The following is a 25,640-nucleotide window of genomic DNA, read 5'->3' as shown; positions in this document are numbered from 1 at the left end:
TGACCCGGTATTTTATATCAAGAATAGGAAAAAATATTTCTAAATCATCAAATACCGTTTGTCGGTAAGCTCAATATTGCGACCAACGACAGTTGATCAAAATATGACTCGACGTTAAGTTAAGTGGGCGAGCAAAATTACTCAAGGAAAGATGCTTTGCGTTGTCAGAAAATAAAAAACACAACGTCAGCACTGAGTGATTCACAACCAAAAAAATAGTACTCTTGGGAGAGTAAACAATGAAAAAATTCACAAAATTGGCTTTAGCTGCTTCAGTTGCTTTTAGTGCAAACGCAATGGCGATGCAATCACTGGACGATGCATCTCTAAGCGCGACTACAGGTCAGGACGGTTTGAAAATCGGTATCGGTATTTCAAAAATTGAAATTGAAAAACTATTTATCCATGATAATGATGGTTTAGCTGAAGATTCTACTGCAAAAGCGGGTGTTATTGAAATTTATAATAATGATGGAGCTGTTCTTCGCCCTGGAGAGGCTGCTAATGGTATTGTGGGGGGTACTGGTGAAGCAGGTGCGATCTATATCAAAGCGAATGGTAAGGGTAGAACAGCAACTAATGGTATCGTAATTGGTGCAAACTACGATGACAATGGTGCGTATTTACTAGCTTCACGTAACCTTGCAGATTTAACCATTGACTCAGATGCTGGTGCTGGTAACCCGTTTATCAACATTGCCGCTGAAGTATCTGGTTTAGATATTAACATCGGTGAAATTGGGGTAGTAGCATCAGGTGATGAACCAGCAGCTACAGCAACTAGTATTCGCCGTGGTGGTGCTGGTAAGGAAAATGCGATTTTATCTGGCCTATCATTTAAAACAGGTCCAATGTCTGCCAATATTCAATTAGGTGCTGCTCCACAGGGTGCAATGATTAAGTTGAATGCAACAATGACTGGCGGCTTAACAATTACAGATTTGGGTATTTTCGATAATTCAACGACTGGTGGACAAGTTGCTGCAGGTGTAAACACCTCAGGCCCAGGTGAAATCTTCATTGAAAGCATTAAGTTGACAGATGCTAACTCTAAAGATTTGACATTGAACCAAAGCATCAGTGTATTTGGCGAATCAACTGCAAACGATGGTTTCATTCGTATTGTGAGTACAAGTGGTGCACATGATAACTATGTGAAAGGTATTCACCTAGGTAGCCAAAATGCAGCATCAATTGGTGATATGGAAATCCAAGGTCTGCAAACTTACTTTAGCCCGGGAACTGGCCAATATGCAAAAGGTGCAATTATTACCATTTCTGGTCACTAATTTTTACCTTAAAAAAGCGCGTGTTTACACGCGCTTTTTTTATGACTACAACATCTATCTAAAAAAATAAAAAAAGACTGTATTTTTTTGAAAAAGAAGGTATCTTTCTAGTTACAGGGAAGTAGAGTGAAGACTCTATAAAAAGAAAAATTAGGCACATCATGCCAATGATAAGAAAAGTAAAAGAATAGGACTTACGCATTGAGGGATTTAAAAAAGTCTCAAACTACTTTATAACGTATCTGTGATCAGACGAACTAAACATGCTTCTACAGCAACTTGTACATTACCCATTTATATGGGCTTTCTCATGACAGAACCAAACTCTATTAGCTGCACACAACTTGCCGAGACTTATAATATCTCGCATGACAGTGTAAATCGCTTTTTGGAGCGTGAAGACTACACAGCTCGCGATCTATATCAAGAAGCAATTCAACACATTGATAATAATAAACTTATAGTCAGTATTGATGATACTGTTTTAGATAAGCCATATAGTCAACATATGGACTTAGTTAGCTATTTTTGGTCAGGTAAACACCACCGATCCGTCAAGGGTATTAATCTCATTACCTTGTATGCGACAGATCAACATGGCAAAAATATTCCAATTAATTTTCGAATTTATGATAAGTCAGAAAGTAAAACCAAGAATGATTACTTTATGGAGATGTTAAGTGAAGTACTCGATTGGGGTGCAAAGATTCAATTCATTACAGGTGATAGTTGGTATTCATCGACTGAAAATCTAAAAACCATAAGAAAACATGGTATTCGATTTATGTTTGGTGTCGACAGTAACCGTAAGGTTTCCCCTGAAAAAGGACAATGGTTTCAACTCCGTTTATTGCCGAATTTTCATCAGGGTCAAGTGGTCTGGCTCAAAGATGTTGGCTTTGTACAATTATTTAAGACTCAGTTAAAAGAACAGCAGAGATTTTATATTGTGCATCAAGATGAAGATGATTTATTGTCCTTTGATGGTTTTTATGAATTACATTCAAGTCATTGGAAAATAGAACAATATCATCGAGTAATTAAACAGGTTTGTCATATTGAAAAGTTTCAAGTAAGACGATCCAAGCTGATTTTGAATCATATTTTCTCAGCCTTGATGGCCTATGTTGAGATACAAAAGAACCAGTTTGAGCGGATCTTTGAAAATGTATATCGTTGGCAGAAGAAATTATTTAGACCAATTATCAAGAACTTTATTGATGAATTTATTCTCGATAAGAATCATCTGCTGCCACAGAAAATCTATAAATAATAGTGCGTAAGTCCTAAAGAATATGTTAGAGATTGCATTGGGCTCGGCATTGATGTATTACGCTGCCAAAGAAGCTCTGGATATTAAAAAACAGCCACCAGGCGCTGTTCACTATACTGAAGTTCTTGATTCAAGAAATGATTCTTTCGTACGTATGCACCGCGAACATGTGGAAGTCAAACCTGCACTGTTAGACCAGTTTCAGGGAATTGTGCGTCAGGCTTATGATTATAGTTGTGGTTCAGCAGCACTTACGACTTTATTAAATGGCTATGTAGGTACTCGGCTGGATGAGCAGCAAGTCATGAATGGCCTAATGAAATTTGGTGAAACGGATAAAATCATCGAACGTCGTAGCTTTTCCCTTCTTGATATGAAGCGTTTTGTTGCTGCCTTAGGCCTGGAAAGTGGTGGCTATCGCGGAGAATTTGAAGATCTGGTTAAACAGGGACAACCCGCCATTGTTCCTATTTCCTATGCAGGATTTAAACATTTTGTCGTGTACAAAGCTTATAAAAATGGACGAGTGTATGTTGCCGATCCAGCACTGGGTAATATCAGTTTTGATGAACAGCGATTTAAGGAAGTTTGGGAAAACAATACTTTATATTTAATTAATGTCCCTGAACAATATCGAAAAAACTTTTTGGCATTAAAAGATTCGGATATGCGTCATGTCGAAGATGCAACCATTAACCGTTATGCTTTAGTTGATATGCAGTATCCACAGTTCTATATGGATAAAATTGCCGATAAAGCATCGACTATCCGTATGGATCGTAACCGTAATGTAGATTCAGAAAAATTTGGGGAATATCAATATAATTTTCTCAGACTTTATTACAAGAATAAATAAAACGAAAAGATGGCTATAGAAAAATTAAAAATGGTGAAATGGATATGAACAGTAAATGGATGAACAAGACATTCTTGGCGCTCAGCATTCAGATGGTTATGGGAGTGGCATGGGCTGCGGATGAGCCTGAACTGGGTGAGTATGAAACGGTTGAGGAAGAAGTAGTCGAGACTGCTGCATCCATTGATATTCAGCCTGAACCAGCAGCAACTCAAGCTGTAGCAGAGCCTGAACTGGGAGGATATGAAACCGTTCAGGAAGAAGCTGTTGTTGAAACAGCTGCACCTGTTGAAGCTCCAGCCACTCAAGCAGTAGATGCATCTCAAGCCTTACAGAAAAAAGAAGGAGATGCTACTCAGGAAGCAAGTCTAGAAGAAGTATTTACTTCAAATGAGCGTCAATACTCACTTATTAAACAAGGCGAAATTTCATCCTATTACGATATTAGATCTCTTGCGAAAGTCGTTATTGCAAGTTCATCCGGTTTACCAGTGCAGCGATTAAGTTAATGCGTAAACCGAATCTTTTCCGTCTATTTCGATAGCGTTCACTTAGTATTCTAAATCTTTTCAATTGACTGTTAATATGTTCGATTACAACTCGTATTTTTCCAATCATTTTATTGTAATTTTTCTCAGCATCAAATAAGGGTAAATTCTTCTTTTTCTTTATTGGCATCAATAATTTAAAGCCATCTTGCTCTAACCCATAGTACCCTAAATCGGTCATAACATAGTCACAATGTTTGAATTTCTTAACTGTTTTTCTTGCCAATTTAATATCATGCTGACTGCCAGACGATATATCTACTCCTATGATTTGTTTGCTCTTCGGATGATAGATCACTTGGGCTTTTAACGTATGTTTCTTCTTTTTACCACTGTAGAACTTACTCTGATTTTTTTTTCGGGCGTTCTATTAAACATTCTGTCGCATCAATAATTACCCAGTTAAATTGTTCGTCTGCTGTGGTAATGCTTCGTTTTGGCAGGGTAAAACGTCTTGATTTCATTAATGCATCTTCAACCTTTTTAATAGTTCGATTCACATTACTTTCAGCGATATGGTAATTTGCCGCCAATTCCAATTGGGTGTTGTAGCTCCGTAAGTAATTGAGTGTTAATAATAATTGATCCTCTATAGCTAAAGTATGAGGACGCCCTAATTTCTTTTTAAGTGATTCTGCTTCTTTTAAAACTTCGACCATTTCACTAAAAACTGCTCGAGGTACACCAACCAAGCGCTGGAATTCAGAATCTGAAAAACGATTTAATTTCTGATATTTCATGAAATCTATATTGAGGCAGTTTTTACTTTCGCAAGAGGTCTATTGATTATACCTATTATCGAGATACACAACTCGATATGGAAATGGCACAGGGCCAGCTGTATCAGCTCCGTGTTCAGGAAAATGCAACACATAGCCTGACCAATACTTTCACTTTTCAGTACGGGGTGAAAGATAACCTGACCTTAACAGCTTCCTTACCTTTGGTGGCTAAAACAGATTTATTAAAAGATACCTCTACAGCAGGATTAGGGGATATTAGTCTAGGTGCACGTTGGGAGCCATTCCCTTTAAAAGCAGGTCGTTTACCACTTATTTTATTTGCTAATTTGTCGACTAAAACAGGTGATAGTCCATATGAAATTAATGCAGCAAAAGATCTGGCTGCAGGTAAAGGATATTACTCAGCCGGTGTGGGGGCGAGTACACGTAAATATATTGACCCGGTGGTGTTATTTGCTTCTGTTTCTGCAAATTATGGGTTTAAAGAATCGGGCTTAGATCAGCGTCGCGGTACACGCATTATTGAAGAGTTTGAACCAGGGATTAGTGGTGGTTTTGCTTTCGGTTTCGCTTATTCATTTAACTATGATGTCTCCATGACCATGTCATATCAGCAAAGCTTTAACACTGGTGCAGAATTTAAGTATCACACGGGTGAAAGCTATTCAGCTGCTGATCAGACTAGTTCTACTTTTGCGATTTCTTTAGGGGTGCGTGTATCCCCAGAAACCATTGTAAATGGTACGGTCGGATTGGGGCTGACCGAAGATGCACCAGATGTTTCACTGGGACTTTCATTCCCACTTGATATTTTAGGTTTCGGTAAGAAATTCAGTTAATAGGGGTGTCGTATGAAAAACATTCGACTTAGCCCGTTATTAACAGGAATTATTCTTGCGGGCTGTTCAAGTTATACCTTTGCACAATTAGGGACCAACCTTTCTGTTGACCTGCGTGCATTGTCTATGGGGAACGCGGTTACTGCAGATCCGCCAGGAGTGAATGCAATTCATTTTAACCCTGCTGCATTGGCTAAAATTGAGGGCTTACAGACCGAACAGCAAATTATTGTTGCGAACTTTGATATTCAGCGTGAATTTACTGTTCCTGCTGGATATAACGTGTTTGGTTATTCAGATGATCCAATGGTCTGTAATGATGGTCCTGAAGTGTCTTCTGATTTATGTACAGATTTTAAAGGCCCAGTGAAGGGTGATGTAGAGTATGTCAGTCTCTACGTACCTATCCTGAAAAAAATGGTGGATTTGGGTGAAGGCCTCCCGATGGCAGCACCTACCATGGGGGTCTCTTATAAACCACCAGGTTCTAAAGCAACGTATGCAACTGCCGTTTATGCACCACTAGTGGCAGGTTTTGGTCATGAAGATGGTAATCCTGCCAATTTTATGGGACAACAGGTTGCTCTGGAGCGGATTACATATTTATCTCCATCAATTGGTTATGAAGTCAACGACCAGCTTTCAATTGGTGCTTCAATCGGGATGTCTTATCAAGCCATTGCCATGAAAACAGATTTACGTTTTCCCAATGAGCTGATTGGCATGTTGCGTATGATTGATGAAGTCGTATGTACACCATTTAAAGAAAATTCTGACATCATTACTGATATCTTGTTGCTCGGGATCTGTAATGCTGATGAAGGGATGAACCCATTTGGTAAATTTGGCCAAATGCAACTTTCATTAGAACAAAATTTGAGTCCAAGCTATAACCTAGGTGTTCTATGGGAACCAACTGAAGATTTCAGTTTTGGTATGGTTTACCAGAGTGCTGCCAAAATGCGCTTAAAAGGTAAATATCATATCGATAATGCCAAAGCACCACAGGAAATGATTAAAGGTCTGATGACCTCCCCAACTGGCCAGATTTTAGCTGCAATTCTTGGTTTTCCAAATTATATCCCTTCAAGTGAATCGGGTCTGGTTTCCATGGATTTCGAATACCCAGCTCACTTTCAGGCGGGGATTAAATAACCTGAGTTCGATGAAATCCACTTAACCTTTTAGCATATTTTGGAAAGTTGGCTTATTGGGGTTCAAACAATAAGCCACTACAGCAGCCATGATATTCACCATGAAGTTATTTACCGAACGATGACGTGAATGTTCAAGTTGATGTAAATTTTTTAATTGATCATTCACTGTTTCGATCAATCCTCTTCTGCAAAGTAATTGTTTTTCTTCTTCAGTTTGGATGGGTTTATTTTTCATATTCCGACGTGATGGGGTCAATATTTTCAGTCCTCTTGCTGCTAAAGCTTCGGCTTTTGCTTTGCTCAAATAGCCTTTGTCTCCGAGTAGGATCCCTTTTAATTCTTGAGTTAAAGATTCTAATATAGCAACATCATGAACATTTCCCGATGTCAGCTTGAGATTAATAATTTCACCTAAATTATTGATAACGAGATGTAATTTAAAACCATAAAACCAACCCGTACTACTTTTTCCACGACCGGCCAAGCCTTTAAATACACGATGCCTTTTAATCCGAAGATTATGGCAAACTACCAATTTAGTGGAGTCAATGATACTGATTCCCGTATCTTTTCCTTTCACCTGATGGAAGAAACTACTCAGAGCTTGCAAACAACGGGGCATGATTTCAATAAATCGGTTGTAGCTAAGCAGTTTAGGAAAAGCAGATTTCCAGAATGGAACGATCATTTGGCAATAAAAATATTTGAAGAATCTAAAACCGGATTGATGAAATAAAATGACAATGGTCATTGCTTCGGACAAGCTTAAAGCTGACTTTTTCAACTTGGTTTTTTGATTAGAAATTAAAGCTTTCTCTAAAGATTCATTAAATTTTTTGCAGAAATCATCCAAAATACAAAATAATTCGGTAATATGATCCATTGAGAAGCCTTGTTTTATAACATTTTGTCTTGAGAACCAATATGTTACAAAAACAGGGCTTTTTTTCTACTCTTTTTTTATATCGAACTCAGGTTAAATATAAGGTAATGCCAGATCTACAAGTCAATTTTGATATTGGCTGGACAGATTATGCTGCTTGGGACCAATTCAAGTTTGAGTTCGACCGTACCCTGTCTGCCTTGAAGATTGCCAAACTGTTATCTGCCAATGTAACGGATTCTTCACTTGCATTACCGCTTAGGTTTGAGTCGCCATGGAACTTCGGGATTGGAGTAGAGTATTCAGCAACTGACCGACTAAAACTTCGTGCTGGTTATGAACCACGTACCAGTGCCATTCCAAAAGATAAACGCAATACCATGGTACCGATTAATGGTGCACAGCTATTTGGTTTAGGAGTGGGCTACCGTTTTGACGCAGATACGGATCTGGATCTATCTATTGGTTTCTTACGCAGTAAAGATAATATTCCAGCAAATACCAGTAGCCTAGCGAACCAGACCGGGGTAAATAACCTGTTACTGAATCCATATGCAGGCTTGAATGTCAAAACAGATACCAAGATCACAATTTTAGGTTTGAACTATCGCACCCATTGGTAAGGAAGAAATGATCAGAACAGGGAACTTAGGGATAAAAATGGTACTGGCATTAAGTCTGGTACCATGGTCTTTTTATACAAATGCCAGAGAGTTTATTACGATCATTGGGCCCGATGGGCGACCATTAGTTGTGCCACGTCAAAATAATGAGCAGAAAGAAACAACAAAAAACCAAGCGGCCACTACTCCGAAAAAATTAGTTACACCCGTTACATCTACTGCACAGGATCTGAAAAAATCCGAGCCAAAGATAGTCGAAAAAAGTGTGGCAACAGTTCAGCAAAAAAATAATATAGTTGTACAACCAGTACAACCAGTACAACCAGTACAACCAGTACAACCAGTACAACCAGTACAACCAGTACAACCAGTACAACCAGTACAACCGACTAAACACGTTGAGTCTAAATTACCGCAATACTTACCACCAGTGACACAGCCTCAAACCTCTGAACCTGTCATTCAGGCAGTACCTGATCCTGTTCAAAAACAGGGTTTCAGTCAGATTGAAGGGGTGGAATATGTGGATAGTGAATATCTGGAAAATAAGGAATTTAATCTGGAAGGTAAAAAACGTTTCTACAGTATGCCTGAAGGGATAGTTGATAAAAATATTGGGTCAACACGTGTACAAACGATTGAGCGTGAAAAAGGAGTGGGACAGTCGATTATAAAATCCTTGTTTCAACAACCTGCTGTAGATTCTGGTCCAGTCGTACTGGCCCAAACCTACTACCGTATTTCTCAGCCTGAATCTGTAGAAAGCTTAGGTAAGCAGTGTTTTAAAGATAAAAAAGTTAAGAATGCGAAAGAGATTAGCGCAGGTAAATCTATTAATCTGTGGCCACGGGCACCACTGAAATCAGATGAGTTTGATTATGAAATTGTGAAGCTAAAATCTGATATTAAAAATATTCAGATTCAGTCTTATGCTTCCCGTCAGAATAATCCTGCCTATTACTGGCCATTTGTTGTATTTCTGGATGAACGAGGCTGTGTTTTAGAAGGGGTGGGCGGTTTCAAAAATCAGGAAGCACAAGCCAATATTATTCAACATGAGAAGATACAGGGAATTATTCAGATTCCTGCGCAAAGCCAATATGTATTAATGACCCCACTCGCTTCAGCTATAGATGTTGAAGACAAGATGCTGACAAATTATGGACAACTAAAACTAGTCGCCATTCGATAAGGACGATTCGAGTAGAATAAGATGAAAAATACCCCAATCTCAACTTTTTAAGTGATTGAAATAAAAAGGACATAACCCTATTTTAGTTTCCACCAAGAAATTAAAGCAAAGTTATGTCCATTGAAGAATTTATCATTTTTGTCTATGTAATCATAGAAGAACTTTATCCCATTGTTGTTACTCAGCCCCTGAGAACTCGTGGTTTTCCGCCTGCTGTTACTGATGCAGAAATCATCACTATGCAAATAGTAGGTGAATTTCTTGGTTTAGATACAGACAAAAATATTTGGATGTATTTCAAAAACAATTGGTTAGAATGGTTTCCAAAATTAGGATCTTATCCCAATTTCTGTAAACATTGTGCAAACCTGTGGCATGTCAGTCAATCCATTATGGCACAGCTCATTCAGCGTTATGGTTCAGATAACATTCACTTTATTGATGGCTTCCCACTCCCTGTCTGTAGTTATACCAGAGCTAGAAAGCATAAAAACTTTAAAGAATACGCAGGTTTTAGTTATTGTGCTGCAAAACAAGAAAAATATTATGGTTTCAAAGCTCATATCGTCATTAATCTTTCAGGCATGATTTCGGGTTATACCTTTGCACCTGCTCATTGTGATGAGCGAGATGTTGCACCTGAAATTACGAATGATATTTACGGTTTACTGGGAGCAGATAAGGGCTATTTAAGACCAGAATTGAAACGATATTATGAATATCAGGGTATTGATTTACAAACACCCTTTAGAAAAAACATGATAGATTTCAGACCTAAAGAGACACTGCAAATACTGATGAAAGCCAGAAGAAAGATTGAAACAGTGATTGGTCAATTAACAGATCGCTTTCACATTCAGAAAGTGAGGGCAAAAGATCTATGGCATTTAACCCACCGCATAACTCGTAAAATTCTGTCGCATACAATTTGTGTGGTGCTAAATAAAAAGCTTGGTCATTCACCAATTCAATTCGAAAATCTTATTTTAAGTTGAGATTGGCGTGAAAAATAAAATATTATATCCATTTGCTTTCACTGCTTTATTTGCCGCCCTCAGCGGATGCGGAGGTGAAAGTGCGAATGTCATACCAGAACAAAATGATGAAGCCACCACGAATGGTTCATGCTCTGCTACTGCAACGAATTGTCTGGAATGGGGGCTTGAATATCCAATTGATGGTCTTAACTTTAATTGTAGTGGTAATAAAGAAAATACCTTCATTACTTTATTTGACCAAAATGATGGGGTGGCGTCAGGTACTTGTCAAAAAGCAGATAGTATCGAATTTTATCTGAAAAGTTTTAGTGATACCAAAATCAAATTGGGTACTGTCAAGCTCTCTGAATATATGAACCTCAGTACATCGAGCCAATTACCCCGACTAAGTGTACTTGATATTGCCAAGGGAATTACCGGTCGTAATATTGCCAGAATCGAACAGACAGATCCAACCGTACAGGTGGCGATGAAACTGGTCAAAATCTGGCAGACCTTGGCACTGGAAAAAGGTCGTATCTATAATCCGACGGATGTACAGCCCTTGTATATCACAGAGGATATGCGAAAGAATCTGGGCAAAATTAATAAAGATATCAACCTGACAGATGCAAATTTAGCAGAAACCCTTAAACCTTTTATTGATATTAGCCAGATTAGTGATGATCAGGCCTTTGAAGTCGTAAAAAAACTGGCCAATATTGCCAGTGCAGCAGTATATCAACCGGAATTTTCTCTGTTCTCAACTTCAGGCATTATTAGTAGTAACTTGACTGGTTCTGATGGTCTGGCGGGTTGTAATAAATCTGTATGTGACATTAAAGATAAAACGACTAAATATTTATTTGGACATTTTATCCTGATTACAGACCGCCAAGGTTATACCTTCGGTAGTGGACTACAGTGGCGTGACACTCAGCTAAAACTGGGCTCCAATAATCTGGGATCTTTGGGTGGCATTAATGCGGAATTGATCCGTAAGGTCAAACCACAGCAAATTACTGCAGTACCGCAAACCAGCTGGATTAGCCCTGCCACGAGAATGCTTTCATCAAATGCACCATATAAAATGAATGTGGCTAACAACAGCAATCCATTAGAAATTTACCAAGGTCGTTTGCTGAGCGATTATGTGATTGCCGGTAAAGAAGCATTTTATAAGATGGCTACAGGTAAAACTGAACTCAGCGATGCTGATCGTGCCAGTCTTGGCTTATGGCGTTTTAATGCCGATGATGACAACTATAGTGGCTCAATTGATCTTTATAAAATTTTCCCGATCAGCTATCTGGATCGTCAAGTCTTTAAAACAGCTGAAAATGTAGAGCCAGGTGAAGAATATATTTTCCCAATATATGGCAACATGGAGTTTAAATTTAGCGAAAACTCAATTAGCCCTATTACAGTGGGTGTTGTGATTGATAGTAATGGTGATGTGCGTACCAATATGCAGTCCGCAAGCAATCTTGCAACTGATAGCATGAATGGTTGCCAGGGAGATATCTTACCGGCTGGACTTAAAGACAATAACGGCGTTCAACAATATCGTCTCGGTACATTAGGCCGTGCATTTATAGATGAAAAAACAGTATCTATGCGACTGGTCTTCGCTGATCCTGTATTTGGTTTATTAAATGGTGCCTTGGTAGGTATGAACTCCACTATTCAGGCTTCAACCAATACAGATGATAAGATTGTGATTGGTGGGGCATTACTCAATTTATCTAATGTACTGAATGGAACCAGTCGTGTGGGCTTTACCAACTCAGCTGGAGAAAGCGTAGGTTGGGCGAATACTTATGCCAGCTTCCAGAAAGTCTATAACAACAATAATACTGATGAAACGACAGAGGAGACCAATCTGGCCAAGTTGAGTGGCGGAAGTGTTTCGTTTAAATTAGCGGATTGTTATAGCATCAAAACCTGTCTTGTCCTGAAATAGATTGACAGTATTCCACTTCAAACCGAGTTAAGCAATTAGCTCGGTTTTAGTTTGCTCATACGTCTGATTCGGGGTGTTCATATTTAAACTTAAATGTGGTCTATAGCAATTATAAATCATGATAGATTCCGCAATTAAGTGATCTAACTCTTTCATGGTTTGACATCGTGTAGTTAAAAACTCCTGCTTTAATATTCCATTAATCCGCTCTGCTAATGCATTCTGGTAACAGTCTCCTCCATCTGTCATAGAAGGACATACCCCATAATGGCGTAATGCCGATTGATATAGTTCAGAGCAATACTGAGAGCCTCTGTCTGAATGGTGAATCATCCTGGCTGCCCGATCTGTCACATGCTGCATCGCCATATGTAGTGCCTGCACAACATTCTCTGCACGCATATCATTCGATAACTTATAACCTTTAATCTGGCGGGTATAAGCATCTGTCACCAAGGATAAATAATGTACGCCTTCAGCACTCTCAACATAGGTAATATCACTGACAAAGACTTCATTGGCTTGCACCGCTGAATAATCCTTTAATAAATTTGGATGCTTCTTCATCCAATGCTTGCTATCCGTAGTTTTTGTATAACGACGCTTGGGGCGAATCAATAAATTATTTTCTTTCAATATTTTAAATAACTGATCCCGTCCACACTTTAAACCACGCTGCAACAATTTGCCTTTAATAAGCCAATACAGCTTACGTGTTCCGATACTTGGCATGAGACAGCGATACTCCATAACCAACTCGAGTATTTGTTCTGTTACTTGTGCAGTCATTTGAGCACGTTTTTCTGCTTGATAATAAGCTTGTCGAGTGATTCCTAACCACTGACAATAACGTGAAACGCTTAGTCTTCTTTGGCTTTGCCAATCTTTGAAACGTGCTCGGTATACTTTTTTCCAAGATCAGTCCCACACTCTTTATCAATGTGATAAATCACATCCTGTATAAATTCAGTTTTGAGCTTTTCTGCGGCTAACTGTTTTTCTAATTGGCGGATTCGTTGTTGGGGTGTCAATTGGCGTTTAGAAGAAGTCGGCATATTCGAAGTCCAATCCTGTTGTCCGTGCTTGCGTAACCATACCAGCACAGTTGATCTTCCTTGAATACCATATTTTGCCTGAGCTTGTTTATAAGTAATTTGCCCTTTTTCTACTTCATGTACCACCATGTCTTGTCCTGAAATAGATTGACAGTATTCCACTTCAAACCGAGTTAAGCAATTAGCTCGGTTTTAGTTTGCTCATACGTCTGATTCGGGGTGTTCATATTTAAACTTAAATGTGGTCTATAGCAATTATAAATCATGATAGATTCCGCAATTAAGTGATCTAACTCTTTCATGGTTTGACATCGTGTAGTTAAAAACTCCTGCTTTAATATTCCATTAATCCGCTCTGCTAATGCATTCTGGTAACAGTCTCCTCCATCTGTCATAGAAGGACATACCCCATAATGGCGTAATGCCGATTGATATAGTTCAGAGCAATACTGAGAGCCTCTGTCTGAATGGTGAATCATCCTGGCTGCCCGATCTGTCACATGCTGCATCGCCATATGTAGTGCCTGCACAACATTCTCTGCACGCATATCATTCGATAACTTATAACCTTTAATCTGGCGGGTATAAGCATCTGTCACCAAGGATAAATAATGTACGCCTTCAGCACTCTCAACATAGGTAATATCACTGACAAAGACTTCATTGGCTTGCACCGCTGAATAATCCTTTAATAAATTTGGATGCTTCTTCATCCAATGCTTGCTATCCGTAGTTTTTGTATAACGACGCTTGGGGCGAATCAATAAATTATTTTCTTTCAATATTTTAAATAACTGATCCCGTCCACACTTTAAACCACGCTGCAACAATTTGCCTTTAATAAGCCAATACAGCTTACGTGTTCCGATACTTGGCATGAGACAGCGATACTCCATAACCAACTCGAGTATTTGTTCTGTTACTTGTGCAGTCATTTGAGCACGTTTTTCTGCTTGATAATAAGCTTGTCGAGTGATTCCTAACCACTGACAATAACGTGAAACGCTTAGTCTTCTTTGGCTTTGCCAATCTTTGAAACGTGCTCGGTATACTTTTTTCCAAGATCAGTCCCACACTCTTTATCAATGTGATAAATCACATCCTGTATAAATTCAGTTTTGAGCTTTTCTGCGGCTAACTGTTTTTCTAATTGGCGGATTCGTTGTTGGGGTGTCAATTGGCGTTTAGAAGAAGTCGGCATATTCGAAGTCCAATCCTGTTGTCCGTGCTTGCGTAACCATACCAGCACAGTTGATCTTCCTTGAATACCATATTTTGCCTGAGCTTGTTTATAAGTAATTTGCCCTTTTTCTACTTCATGTACCACCATCATTTTAAAGGCGAAGCTATAATCACGTTGTGTGCGCTTAACTCGTTGTTCTCGTGCATGTTCCATAAAATAAGTCTCTTAAGGTGTAAACTTATTTCAGGACGGGACAACCAAATAATGAAAAAAGCCCATCCAATGATGGGCTTTTTTATAAAAAACATTTTAACCTGTGTGATCCAAACGAGTTCCCAAGGTCTCTAGGTGCATCGGGAAGTTATTGGTTTTACGGTCTTCAAAATAATGACGAAGCGTATGCTCTACACTTGGGAAAGCCAGTTCACTCCAGGGAATTTCATCTTCGTTAAATAAACGTGTTTCAATGGTTTCTTCACCTGCACCAAATTTTCCATCAATCAGTTGAGACTTGAACAGGACATAAATCTGGCCAATCCGCGGAATATTGTACATGCAGTACAGCTGTTCAATGTCCACTTCAGCTTCGGCTTCTTCACGGGTTTCACGAGCTGCGCCCTGTTCCATGGTTTCAAACAGTTCCATATAGCCGGCAGGTAGGGTCCACAGTCCATAACGTGGTTCAATTGCACGGCGGCAGAGCAGGACTTTATCTTCCCAGAGCACCAATGCACCGCAAATCACTTTTGGATTAATGTAATGAATATATCCGCATGTAGTACAAACCTTGCGAACCTTCTGATCGCCTAAAGGAATTTTCTCTGTTGTTTTATGTCCACAGTTCACACAGAAGTTCATATTCATCATCAATGATAACAGTAAGGTCAGGATAACTGAAAAATCAAAATTTGGCATCATTTCTATCCCGCCAAATCAAAAATCAGCTATGATGAAATTATAGTCGCATAGGGAGCTGAATGAATGGATGAGCTGGGATTAATACAACGCTTGCAGAAACATTTACGATTTTCCAAACGGATTCAAACTGCACAGGCTGCTGTATTAATTGCGATCACAGATGAAGTTGATCCCAAAGTTTTGCTGACACGCCGTTCAGCTTATATGAATAATCATGCAGGAGAAGTCTCTTTTCCAGGTGGTAAACGCGACCCTCAAGATACCAGTAATATTGTAGTGGCTTTGAGAGAGGCGTATGAGGAAACGGCGCTTAATCCATTTGATGTGCATCTGATCGGGGATCTCCCGATGCAAAAGGCACGTAACGGGATGCTGGTTAAGCCTGTGGTCGGTTTAATTCCGCCTACCATTCAACTCATTCCTCAGCCGACAGAAATTGACCGGATTTTCTTTGCTTCCTTGCAGCATTTGCTGGAAGCCCAGCCGATGCCTTATGAAGTACGTTTTGCCCAGCAGTCCTTATATTTTCCAAGTATGCAGGTGGAAAATGAGATTGTCTGGGGACTGACCGCACGTATGCTGATTTCACTATTTCAGTACGGGCTGGACTATAAAAAAGACTGGCCATTTTTACTTAACTCACCTGCGTTTAAACGCTCAAAATTTTTTAACCGTTGAACAGGATTTCAGCCATGTTATATCAATTTCAGGGACATTCACCAAAAGCAACGCATCAGCCGTGGGATGGTTGGGTGGCGCCTACAGCGACGGTCATTGGACAGGTCGAACTGGGCAAACAGGTGAGTGTCTGGTTTGGTGCCGTCGTTCGTGCCGATAACAGCAAAATCCGTTTAGGTGACTTCACCAATGTTCAGGAAAATGCAGTGCTACATACCGATGCTGGGATTGAAATGAACATCGGGAATTATGTGACCATTGGTCATCAGGCCATGCTGCATGGTTGCACCATTGGCGATAATAGCCTGATTGGAATTCAGGCAGTGATCTTAAATCATGCCGTGATTGGCAAGAATTGTATTATTGGTGCCAATGCCCTGATTCCAGAAGGGAAGGTAATTCCTGATAATTCGGTGGTGATGGGCTCACCAGGCAAAGTCGTGAAAACTTTAGATGAAGTCAGTATTCAGAAACTAAAAATGAGTGCCATGCACTATGCTGAGCATTTCCAGAAATTTCAGGATCTGGAAGAAGTACAGCTTTAGGCTGTTATCTGAATAATGTCCTCAGTTAAGCCTAGAATTTTCTAGGCATTTTTGTATCTGGCTTGGGAAAATCTCGCCTAGAAGATATGAGTGGAGTATTATATTCGACGTTTTTTATATTCTCTGAATTAAGGTTGTGCATGAAAGTGCTGGCATTGGAGACTGCCAATGAGCAGTGTTCCGTCTCTGTGATCGATGATACTCAAGAACTATTTTTTCAGCTTGATGCGCGCGCCAAGGCACAAACGCAAACCATTCTTCCAATGATTGAACAAGGCCTCAATGATCTGGGCTGGGCTGTATCTGATCTGACAGCGATTGCCTTTAGTCGTGGCCCGGGATCATTTAGTGGTGTTCGTATCAATGCGGCTGTGACCCAGGCTTTGGCTTGGTCAAATGATCTGCCTGTAATCCCGGTATCCACTTTACAGGCTTTGGCGCAAGCGGCATATCGTTTGCATGGTTTAACTGCAGTAACTGCAGTACTGGATGCACGGATGAATGAAGTCTATGTCGCCAGTTATCAGTTAGATGCTCAAGGGATTATGCAGGCTGTTGATGAAGAACAGCTTTTGAGTTATGAACAAGGTGCTGAAGCAGTTAAATTTACTGTGGTGGGTTCAGGTGCCAATCTAGTTCAAGAAACAGCATCCGAATATAAAAATGTCAGTGCAACAGCACAGGATATTGCCATAATTGCGCGTGCAGCAGCAAAAACAGAAAATTGGGTCAGTGCAGAATTGGCACTTCCGGTATATTTACGTGATAACGCATGGAAAAAAATTCCAGAACAAGGCAAAGCATAATTAATCAGGATTAAGCATGGATCTTTTACTGCTGCTGAAAGCAGCAATTATGGGTATTATTGAAGGTATTACCGAGTTTTTGCCTATTTCCAGTACTGGGCATCTGATTTTGGCTTCAGAATTAATGAATTTCTGGACCAAAGAAAAAAGCGATGTTTTTGTCGTCGCAATTCAGATGGGGGCAATTGCCGCGGTTATTTATGAATATTGGGCACGGCTTTGGGGTGCAGCAACTGGGATCGTAAGTGGTGAACCGCAAGGACGCCGTTTAGGGATTGGCCTGATTCTGGCCTCTATTCCCATTGTGCTGATTGGCCTGACCCTAGGGCAAACCGTAAAAGAGCTGCTATTCAATAATATTGCGATTGCCATTGGCTTGATCGTTGGTGGTCTGATCATTATCTGGATTGAGAAGAATCCACCTAAGGTGCGTGCCCAGGAAGTTGAAGATCTGACCGTGAAAGATGCAATCTGGATCGGTCTGATTCAGGTCTTATCCCTGATACCGGGAACTTCACGTTCAGGTGCGACCATTATTGGGGCGATGTTCCTTGGCGTATCACGTAAGGCTGCAACTGAATTTTCATTCTTCTTGGGGATTCCGGTCATTATCGGTGCAGGCCTGCTCGATCTTTATCAAAGCTATGATGTTTACAGTACCACAGAAGACTGGACAGTTTTGGCAGTCGGTATCATCGTATCGTTCATCTCGGCGCTTTTATTAATCCGTGCCTTGGTAGCCTATGTGGCAAAACGTGATTTCATGGTTTTTGCCTGGTATCGCATTGCCTCAGGTTTACTGATTTTATTATTTGCCTTTACAGGTTGGAGATTATGGTAAGCACGATTCGCTTATATACCGAATTCGAGTATCAAAAGAAAGCACAGCACTTCGAGGCTGTGCTTTCTTCTCGTGATGTAGAGGTTAGTATTGAGGTTATTGAAAAGCTGAATGCACGTTTCTTGCGTTTACATCCCGAACTGGCGCTGTGTGTTGATGCTGACGGCCTATGGCTCTGTGCCAATGGCATGAAAATGCAACCAGATTGGCAAGCAGAAGTAGGGCGCTTAAAACGTGCCTCTTTAAAATCGGAAATGATTGCTCGTGCTTGTAATTTGGGAGAAAAGCCGACTCTTATCGATGCGACAGCTGGTCTAGGTCATGACAGTCTGTTGATGGCACATTTGGGTGCTCAGGTGACCTTGGTCGAACGACATCCTATTTTATTTACCCTGCTTGAAGACAGTCATCACCGAGCGAAAAAGGATACTTTTCTAAGTTCGGTGGTTAAGCGGATTCATCTGGTTTTTTCAGATTCTGCAGACTATCTGAAATCACAGGCTGAGCAGAATGCGGTCGTCGATGTGGTTTATCTGGACCCGATGTTTCCACAACGTGACCAGAACCAGCAGGCACCGAAAAAGCAGGCACAGGTGAAAAAACAAATGCAGTTATTACATCTGCTTTTACCGGAAGATGGTGAAATGGATCTGGGAGATAATCTCTTAGAATTGGCACAAAAAATTGGCAAGCGGGTGGTGGTGAAACGTCCTCGTTTGGCCGTATTTTTAGCTGGAAAAGAGCCAAATCATCAATGGTCTGGTGATGCTTGCCGTTTTGATGCCTATTTTCAGCATGAACTGGTTACTTAATATGAGAATTGCTTCAAAATAGATCAAGGATTTGTTATATATTTAAAAATTGGCATTGATAAAACTTATATCAAGCATAAACTTATTGGGCACATTAGCGAGCCACTCATCTCCCTGAAATCATATGATCGACTTTAAACCCTCCATCAATTTTTGGCACGATTTTAAAAGCAACCAAATTGCCGGGATGTGGTTATTTCTGGGATCTCGGCGTTCGCTGCAACTGGTGCGTCCCTCTATTCTACAACTGGTGTTCTGGGGCATTTTGGGCGGCTGTGCTAATAGCCTGTTTAGCTGGCTCAGTTCCGGCCGCATGGGAGATTTTAACTCTCAAGGTCTGATCAGTTATGCACTTTGGCCCTTTATTGCCTTGATTGTCGGGATTTTCTTGTCCCAGCGAGTGAATAATCCTCGTTTGATGCTGGTACCTGCATTACTCTGGCTAGTGCTGGATACGCATATCATGCTGTTCCAGAGCCTGATCCAGTATCTGGGTGATCTGGATTATCTACCCTATATTTTCTACGCCTATATTCCGACCCTATTTGTCATGCTGTTTGTCTGGCAAAGTCTGGCTGTGGTCTGGGTAATTTCACGTGAATTAAAATGGCCGTGGTGGGAACGGGCACTGATTATGCTGGCCACCCTGTTTACTTTGGTGGTGTGGCAGATTTCGGTGAAAGATCAGCCCATCTGGAAAGTTGAAGAAATTCCACCAAGTTTTGCTGAAGATGCTTTCTATACTCAGCCGATCTTGCTGAACAAGGCACTAGATGCAATTGAATATGGCGAATTTGCACAATCGCACTGGTACTTCATGGGCGTCGCTGGCGCAAGTTATCAGGATGTGTTCTATTCAGAAATAGAGCGGATTAAAAAGCAGTTTGATACCCGGTTTGGGACTTTCGGCCGTTCGATTATGCTGGTAAATCATCCAGCAACACGGACTGAAATTCCGCTTGCTTCTAAAACCAGCATGGAACTGGCCTTGCGTCGTATTGGCCAGCAGATGAACCGGGAAAGTGATGTGCTGTTTCTGTATATGACCTCACATGGCTTGCCAAATGAATTTGAAATGGAAAATGCACCGTTAGACCTGGCATCAGTTGATCCAGAATGGTTGCGTGATACTTTGGATGCCTCAGGTGTGCGCTGGCGAGTGATTGTTATTTCTGCCTGTTTCTCAGGTAGTTTCGCTTCGGCTTTGCAGAATGATAATACCTTGATCATTACTGCTTCTGCTGCTGACCGTCAGTCATTCGGTTGTTCGAACGAAGCTGACTATACTTATTTCGGTCGTGCTTTCTTTGATGAGGCCATGCGTGAAAATAACAGTCTGAAAGCCTCTTTTGAGCAGGCCAAGACTACAGTGGCTAAATGGGAAGCAGCTCAGGGATTTGAACGGTCAGAACCACAATGGGTGATTGGCAAAAACATGGAATTGATGTTGCCACAACTGGAACAGCGTCTTTTCCCTCCAGCGACGACCACTTCAGCATCTCCGTCTGTCGCTTTGGCTCCATAAACCAATCTACAACTTTAGAAAATAGAAAAAGGAATGATGATGGAACTGGTACAGAATAATCGAAGCTTTGAGGGTGAACAGCGGATTTATAGCTTTGAGTCTAAAATATTAAAAAAACCAACCAGATTTGGCATCTTCCTGCCGCCACAAGCTCTGGAAGGCCAAAATTGCCCGGCTTTATTCTATTTAGCTGGCCTGACCTGTACTGAAGAGACTTTTGCAATCAAGGCACATGCCCAGCGTTTGGCTGCCCAGCTTGGCCTGATTCTGATTACACCAGACACTTCACCACGTGGAGATGATGTTGCCAAAGGGGATCACTGGGATATCGGGCAGGGTGCCGGATTCTATATCAATGCCACTCAAGCACCGTGGGCTGAACATTATCAGATGGAAAGCTTTATCGTCGATGAGTTGTATGAACTGGTGTGTGAAGAGTTTGTAGTGCAGGCAGATAAGATCGGGATTTTCGGTCATTCCATGGGTGGACATGGTGCTTTAACTTTGGCTTTTAAATATCCGGAAAAATTCTGTTCAGTTTCGGCATTCGCACCGATTTGTGCACCGAGCCAATGTCCATGGGGTGAAAAAGCATTCTCGAATTATCTGGGTGAAAACCGCGAAGAATGGTTGAAGCATGATGCAACTGCGCTGGTTCAGGAAAAGGGTGCACTGTTTAGCGACATCCTGATTGATCAGGGCTTTTCTGACCAGTTCTATAGCCAGCTGAATCCGGCGTTATTTCAGCAAGCCTGCGATGCCGTGAACCAGAAATTAACCTTACGTGAACATCAGGGTTATGATCATGGTTACTATTTTATTCAAAGCTTTGTAGATGACCACCTACAATTCCATGCCGTGCAATTAAATCCATAAGCCAAGCAATAAAAGTGAAGCAAACTTAAAAGTGCAATAAAACTCCAAAAATAGGTCATGTTTTTGGAGTTTTTTATATGAATATCAAATAAATATAATAAAAATGGCATATAAGTTGCTATTCAAAAATCAGGTAGAACCAGTTGCAGTTAAGAACACGATGCACAATAAGCCTGAACTAGAGATTGACCAGCCATCACCTTCACTAGAAAAACATAACTTCCGATTTCATGGCAGTGCCACGGAATATTTTGGAATCTGGATGGTGAATCTGATGTTAACCATCGTTACGCTTACTTTGTATAGCCCTTGGGCAAAGGCACGCCGTATCCGCTATTTCTACGGTAATACCCAATTGTTAAAAACATCGCTTTGACTTCATTGCCATGCCAAGCCGATATTGGCGGGGTCGGGGGGCGTAAACCGATTATCGAACTGCCTGAAGATCGCCGGATTGAATTTTTGACCAAAGCACCGCATTGGCTGAAGATTAAATCCAAAGAAATCTATCATGCCATATGGAAATTTGAACGTTCTCCACTCCTGATTTTCTTCTCGATGATTATCGTGATATGTGCGGTAATTTTTATTCTTAAATGGGGGATTCCTCATACCGCCCAGCAGCTCGCTCAATTACTTCCCGAACAGACCTTGATCGAGGTAGGAAATCAAACTGAGCAGAAATTAATTGAGCAAACTGAGTCATCCAAGCTCTCCGCAGAGCATCAAGCACGTCTAAAAAAATTGTACGAACAAAAAATCGCGGTAGGGCAACCTGCAAAGATTATTTTCCGTCAAGGTGGAGAAACTATGGGGCTTAATGCAGCAGCGATTCCAAACAATACCATTATTGTTACCGATGAACTGGTCAAGCTCAGCGGTGCAGATGAAGAAGTCCTTGCAGTACTGGCACATGAACAAGGTCATCTGGTGCAAAAACATAGTATGCAAAAAGTGATTTCCAACTTGAGTGCAGCAGGATTATTTGCCTTGGTAACGGGAGATTTAAGTGATGTGGTGGCGGCATCTATAGCGGTACTCGCCGATGCGGGATATTCACAGGCGCTTGAACTTGCTGCGGATGATTATGCCATGCAACATTTGCATCAACAGCAGATCTCCAGTATTCATTTGTCGAACTTTTTGCAGCGGGTGAAAAATGCCAGAATACTGGCAGAGGAATCACAAACCTTAAAAATGAAAAATTTCACTCTCAATATCGATGGAAAAGACCGGCACCTGACAGAAACTGAACTGAAATGGATTCGCCTGATCGGGAAGTTTAAAAAATATCTGGAATCACATCCCGAACTGGATAAAAGAATTAAACGGATTCATGCTTTTAATGAACAGGCGAATCATCATTTTTAGCTTCTGATCATTATTATGCTTTGATTATCAAGGCTTTTTAGTGCTTATCTTTGCCAGTCGGCAGTCAGATTTTCCTGTCCCATACGGATCAGATGATCCAGCACTACATTTTCAAGTTTATTCAGGTCAGTGGAATCAGCATTGCTCTGAATCGTTACGGTAAGATGATCTGCCTCGGGTGTCAGACTCACTTCTGCACTTGGAAAATGAATCAGGAAATTTTGTCCGGTTTCATCAATATTAAATTTATTTTTCCAGTGATTGGCCAGGCGTTTGGCAATTCGTGAAGCTTGTTGCGTCTGGATATGGGCAATACTTTTCATCAGTTTTCTACACTATTCATCATTATCCTGTACTTTAAACCAAGCAGTGATGCTGGCATAAGCCTCAAAGCGTTACACAGCGTTTTAATCTTGCAACATCGAATCACAGTAGCCGGAGCGGATTTGATATAATGGGAAAAATCCAATTTCACTTAGCCAGGTCCTTTCATGTCCAAGCCTTATTTAATTGCACCTTCTATTTTGTCTGCCGACTTTGCCCGTTTAGGTGAAGAAGTTGAAAATGTACTTCAGGCCGGTGCAGACGTTGTGCATTTCGACGTTATGGATAATCACTATGTACCCAATTTAACCTTTGGCGCAGGTGTATGTAAGGCATTGAAAAAATATGGTATTCAGGCACCTATTGATGTGCATCTCATGGTGAAACCTGTAGATCGTATGATTGGTGACTTTCTGGAAGCAGGCGCAGATATTATTACGTTTCATCCGGAAGCATCTGATCATATTGACCGTTCTTTACAATTGATCAAATCGGGTGGTGCTAAAGCCGGTCTGGTATTTAATCCAGCGACACCATTGCATTATCTGGATTATGTACTGGATAAGGTTGATCAGGTACTGCTAATGAGTGTGAACCCCGGCTTTGGCGGACAGAAATTCATTCCAATGACTTTGGATAAATTACGTCAAGCACGCAAGATCATTGATGCTTCAGGTCGTGATATCCGTTTAGAAGTAGATGGCGGTGTGGGACCAGCAAATATTCGTGAAATTGCAGAAGCTGGTGCAGATATGTTTGTGGCTGGTTCAGCGATTTTTGGCAAGCCGGATTATAAAGCTGTGATTGATGATATGCGTAGTGAGCTGGCTAAAGTCGGTCAAATTCAACTTTAATCTCTAAAATGTTTAAGGTGTATAAATCTGTGGATAACTTTATGGATAAGTGTGTAGATATCTATGTTGATAACCATATGGATATGTTGCATATTTTGTAATCGTTTGTAGCCTGATTGATTGTATCTTAGACAAAATTTGTATAAAAAGAACTCGACTGGAGTTCTTTTTACCTATGTCAACCCTTGATTTTGGTGATCGTTTATTCATCAAAGGTTAATAATCAAGCCAAACAAAAAGTGATCAATAGGTCTTGGTTATGTGTTTCATTGTGTAAGATCTCCACGCTTTTTTTAAATTTAATTCATGTGCATAACTTAATAATATGGATTTATTCCTTGTTTGTTTTTCTTACTCAAGTCTCTGTAATGTCATAACACGATTTCCCGTGTTTGCGTTCCTTAAGATAGGCTGAAATCTTCAAGTTGTCCTGAGCATTTGAGTAAGACATGGTTAAGTTAATTCTCATTCAGTCAAATTTTGTAAACGGCAGTTTGGTTTTACCGTCTGCTTTATAGAATGCCTGTTTTTTTTAGGGGGAACGACCTCCCTTGTTGATTAAGTTTATTAAATTCAACAAGAAAATTCGTCAGGACGGCCTGACCCTGTTAATTAGGAGGAGGGCAATATGGCCTGGATTATACTTGTATTCGCTGGACTATTTGAGATTGTCTGGGCCTATTCCATGAAGCTCTCAGAGGGTTTTACTAAACTCACACCGAGTATTTTTACGATTGTTTTTATGGTGCTCAGTTTTGTATTACTGGCCTATGCCATGCGTACTTTGCCTTTAGGGACTGCCTATACCATCTGGACGGGCATTGGCGCAGTTGGCTCATTTCTGGTCGGTGTTATAGTTTTAGGTGAACCTGCTTCTGCTATGCGTATGCTGGCTGCGGGGCTGATTATTTCCGGACTTGTTTTGATGAAATTATCCTCCTCCTAAGAGCTGTTGAGCAGTTTTGATTTCGAGTAAAATAAAAACTGGCAAGCTTGATTCTGTAGGAGTAGGGCCATGCAACTCAGTCATATTTATATGGACTCGCCTGTAGGGCAGTTGCAGCTGGTCGCCAATGAAACGGCACTGGTGGCTGTACTCTGGGATTGTGAAAAACCGAATCGGGTCAGGTTGGCAACTCTGGTTGAAGATCCACAGCATCCAGTATTGATAGAAGCTCGGCGTCAGCTTCAGGAATATTTTGCCGGTCAGCGCAATGTTTTTGATTTGCCTTTGGACTTTGCTGGTACAGATTTCCAGAAAAAAGTCTGGCAGGCTTTGCTGAATATTCCTTATGGACAGACCCGAAGTTACCGAGAAATCGCTGAACAGGTCGGTAATGTTAAAGCAGTACGCGCCGTGGGTGCTGCCAATGGTAAAAACCCGATCTCGATTATTGCACCTTGTCATCGGGTGATTGGCAGTAGCGGTAAGTTAGTAGGCTTTGCAGGCGGTCTGGATAAAAAAGAAATTCTGTTAAATATTGAGAGAACCCATTAAGATCAAAATCA

22 protein-coding genes and 6 pseudogenes are annotated in these 25,640 nt (G+C 40.7%); 22 read left to right on the top strand and 6 right to left on the bottom strand.

What is annotated here, in order from left to right; translation table 11 throughout:
• Positions 1–239 precede the first annotated feature (239 nt).
• From C3F22_RS11455 to C3F22_RS11440, 4 genes and pseudogenes are all read left to right on the top strand, one after another.
• Positions 240–1,289, top strand: coding sequence for a DUF6160 family protein (locus tag C3F22_RS11455; RefSeq protein ID WP_034170610.1), 1,050 nt, complete (start codon positions 240–242; stop codon positions 1,287–1,289).
• A 244-nt stretch (positions 1,290–1,533) separates the two neighbouring features.
• Positions 1,534–2,562 (top strand): transposase, encoded by a 1,029-nt coding sequence (locus tag C3F22_RS11450; RefSeq protein WP_077067961.1) that lies wholly within the window; start codon positions 1,534–1,536, stop codon positions 2,560–2,562.
• Between the two features lie 22 nt (positions 2,563–2,584).
• Positions 2,585–3,418 (top strand): C39 family peptidase, encoded by an 834-nt coding sequence (locus C3F22_RS11445; RefSeq protein WP_005234137.1) that lies wholly within the window; start codon positions 2,585–2,587, stop codon positions 3,416–3,418.
• A 38-nt stretch (positions 3,419–3,456) separates the two neighbouring features.
• Positions 3,457–3,864, top strand: a pseudogene (locus C3F22_RS11440) (hypothetical protein); the annotation flags it as partial.
• A gap of 19 nt (positions 3,865–3,883) precedes the next feature.
• Here C3F22_RS11440 and C3F22_RS11435 read toward each other — a convergent pair.
• Positions 3,884–4,706, bottom strand: a protein-coding gene (locus tag C3F22_RS11435; protein ID WP_085064288.1) for an IS5 family transposase whose coding sequence is annotated in 2 segments (ribosomal slippage) — positions 3,884–4,324 and positions 4,326–4,706 — 822 coding nt in all. Because the reading frame shifts where the segments join, the coding sequence is not laid out codon by codon here.
• Positions 4,707–4,747: 41 nt separating this feature from the next.
• On the opposite strand from C3F22_RS11435, the pseudogene C3F22_RS11430 reads away from it, so the two are divergent.
• Positions 4,748–5,548, top strand: a pseudogene (locus C3F22_RS11430) (hypothetical protein); the annotation flags it as partial.
• Between the two features lie 12 nt (positions 5,549–5,560).
• Positions 5,561–6,700 (top strand): annotated as a pseudogene (locus tag C3F22_RS11425) (OmpP1/FadL family transporter); the annotation flags it as partial.
• Between the two features lie 24 nt (positions 6,701–6,724).
• On the opposite strand, the gene C3F22_RS11420 reads toward C3F22_RS11425, so the two are convergent.
• Entirely contained in the window at positions 6,725–7,588 is an 864-nt protein-coding gene (locus tag C3F22_RS11420) for an IS982 family transposase (RefSeq protein ID WP_002122622.1), read from the bottom strand.
• Between the two features lie 92 nt (positions 7,589–7,680).
• Here C3F22_RS11420 and C3F22_RS11415 point away from each other — a divergent pair.
• From C3F22_RS11415 to C3F22_RS11400, 4 genes and pseudogenes are all read left to right on the top strand, one after another.
• Positions 7,681–8,211 (top strand): annotated as a pseudogene (locus C3F22_RS11415) (OmpP1/FadL family transporter); the annotation flags it as partial.
• Between the two features lie 7 nt (positions 8,212–8,218).
• A complete protein-coding gene (gene filE / locus C3F22_RS11410) occupies positions 8,219–9,403 on the top strand; it encodes a putative pilus assembly protein FilE (protein ID WP_158651680.1) in 1,185 nt (394 codons plus the stop codon).
• 113 nt (positions 9,404–9,516) lie between these two features.
• Entirely contained in the window at positions 9,517–10,398 is an 882-nt protein-coding gene (locus C3F22_RS11405) for an IS982-like element ISAba9 family transposase (RefSeq protein ID WP_004282326.1), read from the top strand.
• Between the two features lie 7 nt (positions 10,399–10,405).
• Positions 10,406–12,343 (top strand): hypothetical protein, encoded by a 1,938-nt coding sequence (locus tag C3F22_RS11400; RefSeq protein ID WP_104426574.1) that lies wholly within the window; start codon positions 10,406–10,408, stop codon positions 12,341–12,343.
• 27 nt (positions 12,344–12,370) lie between these two features.
• Here the strand turns inward: C3F22_RS11400 and C3F22_RS11395 are convergent.
• The 3 genes and pseudogenes from C3F22_RS11395 to C3F22_RS11385 form a co-directional block, all read right to left on the bottom strand.
• A pseudogene (locus C3F22_RS11395) lies at positions 12,371–13,527 on the bottom strand (IS3 family transposase); the annotation flags it as partial.
• A 44-nt stretch (positions 13,528–13,571) separates the two neighbouring features.
• Positions 13,572–14,794, bottom strand: a protein-coding gene (locus C3F22_RS11390) for an IS3 family transposase (protein ID WP_104425744.1) whose coding sequence is annotated in 2 segments (ribosomal slippage) — positions 13,572–14,458 and positions 14,458–14,794 — 1,224 coding nt in all. Because the reading frame shifts where the segments join, the coding sequence is not laid out codon by codon here.
• A 96-nt stretch (positions 14,795–14,890) separates the two neighbouring features.
• Positions 14,891–15,439 (bottom strand): NUDIX hydrolase, encoded by a 549-nt coding sequence (locus tag C3F22_RS11385; protein WP_104427019.1) that lies wholly within the window; start codon positions 15,437–15,439, stop codon positions 14,891–14,893.
• Positions 15,440–15,562: 123 nt separating this feature from the next.
• Between C3F22_RS11385 and C3F22_RS11380 the strand changes: the two genes are divergently transcribed.
• The 9 genes and pseudogenes from C3F22_RS11380 (at position 15,563) to C3F22_RS18415 (ending at position 22,953) form a co-directional block, all read left to right on the top strand.
• Positions 15,563–16,177 carry a CoA pyrophosphatase gene (locus C3F22_RS11380; RefSeq protein WP_104426573.1) on the top strand — a complete coding sequence of 205 codons (615 nt, stop codon included), beginning with the start codon at positions 15,563–15,565 and terminating at the stop codon, positions 16,175–16,177.
• Positions 16,178–16,191: 14 nt separating this feature from the next.
• Entirely contained in the window at positions 16,192–16,722 is a 531-nt protein-coding gene (locus tag C3F22_RS11375; protein ID WP_104426572.1) for a gamma carbonic anhydrase family protein, read from the top strand.
• 140 nt (positions 16,723–16,862) lie between these two features.
• Positions 16,863–17,528, top strand: coding sequence for a tRNA (adenosine(37)-N6)-threonylcarbamoyltransferase complex dimerization subunit type 1 TsaB (gene tsaB / locus C3F22_RS11370; RefSeq protein ID WP_104426571.1), 666 nt, complete (start codon positions 16,863–16,865; stop codon positions 17,526–17,528).
• Positions 17,529–17,544: 16 nt separating this feature from the next.
• A complete protein-coding gene (locus C3F22_RS11365; protein ID WP_034170618.1) occupies positions 17,545–18,369 on the top strand; it encodes an undecaprenyl-diphosphate phosphatase in 825 nt (274 codons plus the stop codon).
• On the top strand, positions 18,363–19,181 hold the full coding sequence (locus C3F22_RS11360) for a class I SAM-dependent methyltransferase (RefSeq protein ID WP_005234175.1): 819 nt from the start codon (positions 18,363–18,365) through the stop codon (positions 19,179–19,181). The genes C3F22_RS11365 and C3F22_RS11360 overlap by 7 nt, the downstream gene beginning before the upstream one ends.
• Positions 19,182–19,305: 124 nt before the next feature.
• Positions 19,306–20,706 carry a C13 family peptidase gene (locus C3F22_RS11355; RefSeq protein WP_005234177.1) on the top strand — a complete coding sequence of 467 codons (1,401 nt, stop codon included), beginning with the start codon at positions 19,306–19,308 and terminating at the stop codon, positions 20,704–20,706.
• A gap of 39 nt (positions 20,707–20,745) precedes the next feature.
• Complete coding sequence (gene fghA / locus C3F22_RS11350) at positions 20,746–21,582, top strand: S-formylglutathione hydrolase (protein ID WP_005234179.1); 837 nt, start codon at positions 20,746–20,748, stop codon at positions 21,580–21,582.
• A 160-nt stretch (positions 21,583–21,742) separates the two neighbouring features.
• A pseudogene (locus tag C3F22_RS11345) lies at positions 21,743–21,995 on the top strand (DUF898 family protein); the annotation flags it as partial.
• Entirely contained in the window at positions 21,955–22,953 is a 999-nt protein-coding gene (locus C3F22_RS18415) for a M48 family metallopeptidase (RefSeq protein WP_005234189.1), read from the top strand. The pseudogene C3F22_RS11345 and the gene C3F22_RS18415, both read left to right, overlap by 41 nt.
• A gap of 44 nt (positions 22,954–22,997) precedes the next feature.
• On the opposite strand, the gene C3F22_RS11335 is transcribed toward C3F22_RS18415, so the two are convergent.
• Positions 22,998–23,276, bottom strand: coding sequence for a DUF2218 domain-containing protein (locus C3F22_RS11335; RefSeq protein WP_005234191.1), 279 nt, complete (start codon positions 23,274–23,276; stop codon positions 22,998–23,000).
• Between the two features lie 168 nt (positions 23,277–23,444).
• Between C3F22_RS11335 and rpe the strand changes: the two genes are divergently transcribed.
• The 3 genes from rpe (at position 23,445) to C3F22_RS11320 (ending at position 25,629) form a co-directional block, all read left to right on the top strand.
• Complete coding sequence (rpe, locus tag C3F22_RS11330; protein WP_005234194.1) at positions 23,445–24,131, top strand: ribulose-phosphate 3-epimerase; 687 nt, start codon at positions 23,445–23,447, stop codon at positions 24,129–24,131.
• A 628-nt stretch (positions 24,132–24,759) separates the two neighbouring features.
• A complete protein-coding gene (sugE, locus tag C3F22_RS11325; protein ID WP_005234210.1) occupies positions 24,760–25,077 on the top strand; it encodes a quaternary ammonium compound efflux SMR transporter SugE in 318 nt (105 codons plus the stop codon).
• A gap of 69 nt (positions 25,078–25,146) precedes the next feature.
• Positions 25,147–25,629, top strand: coding sequence for a methylated-DNA--[protein]-cysteine S-methyltransferase (locus tag C3F22_RS11320; protein ID WP_005234212.1), 483 nt, complete (start codon positions 25,147–25,149; stop codon positions 25,627–25,629).
• The last annotated feature ends 11 nt before the right edge of the window (positions 25,630–25,640 follow it).

Source organism: Acinetobacter sp. ACNIH1 (assembly GCF_002934695.1).
In the GTDB taxonomy this organism is placed as follows: Bacteria; Pseudomonadota; Gammaproteobacteria; order Pseudomonadales; family Moraxellaceae; genus Acinetobacter; species Acinetobacter variabilis.
The sequence above is the reverse complement of the archived record's forward strand: the minus strand, read 5'-3'. Positions and strand labels throughout refer to the sequence as shown.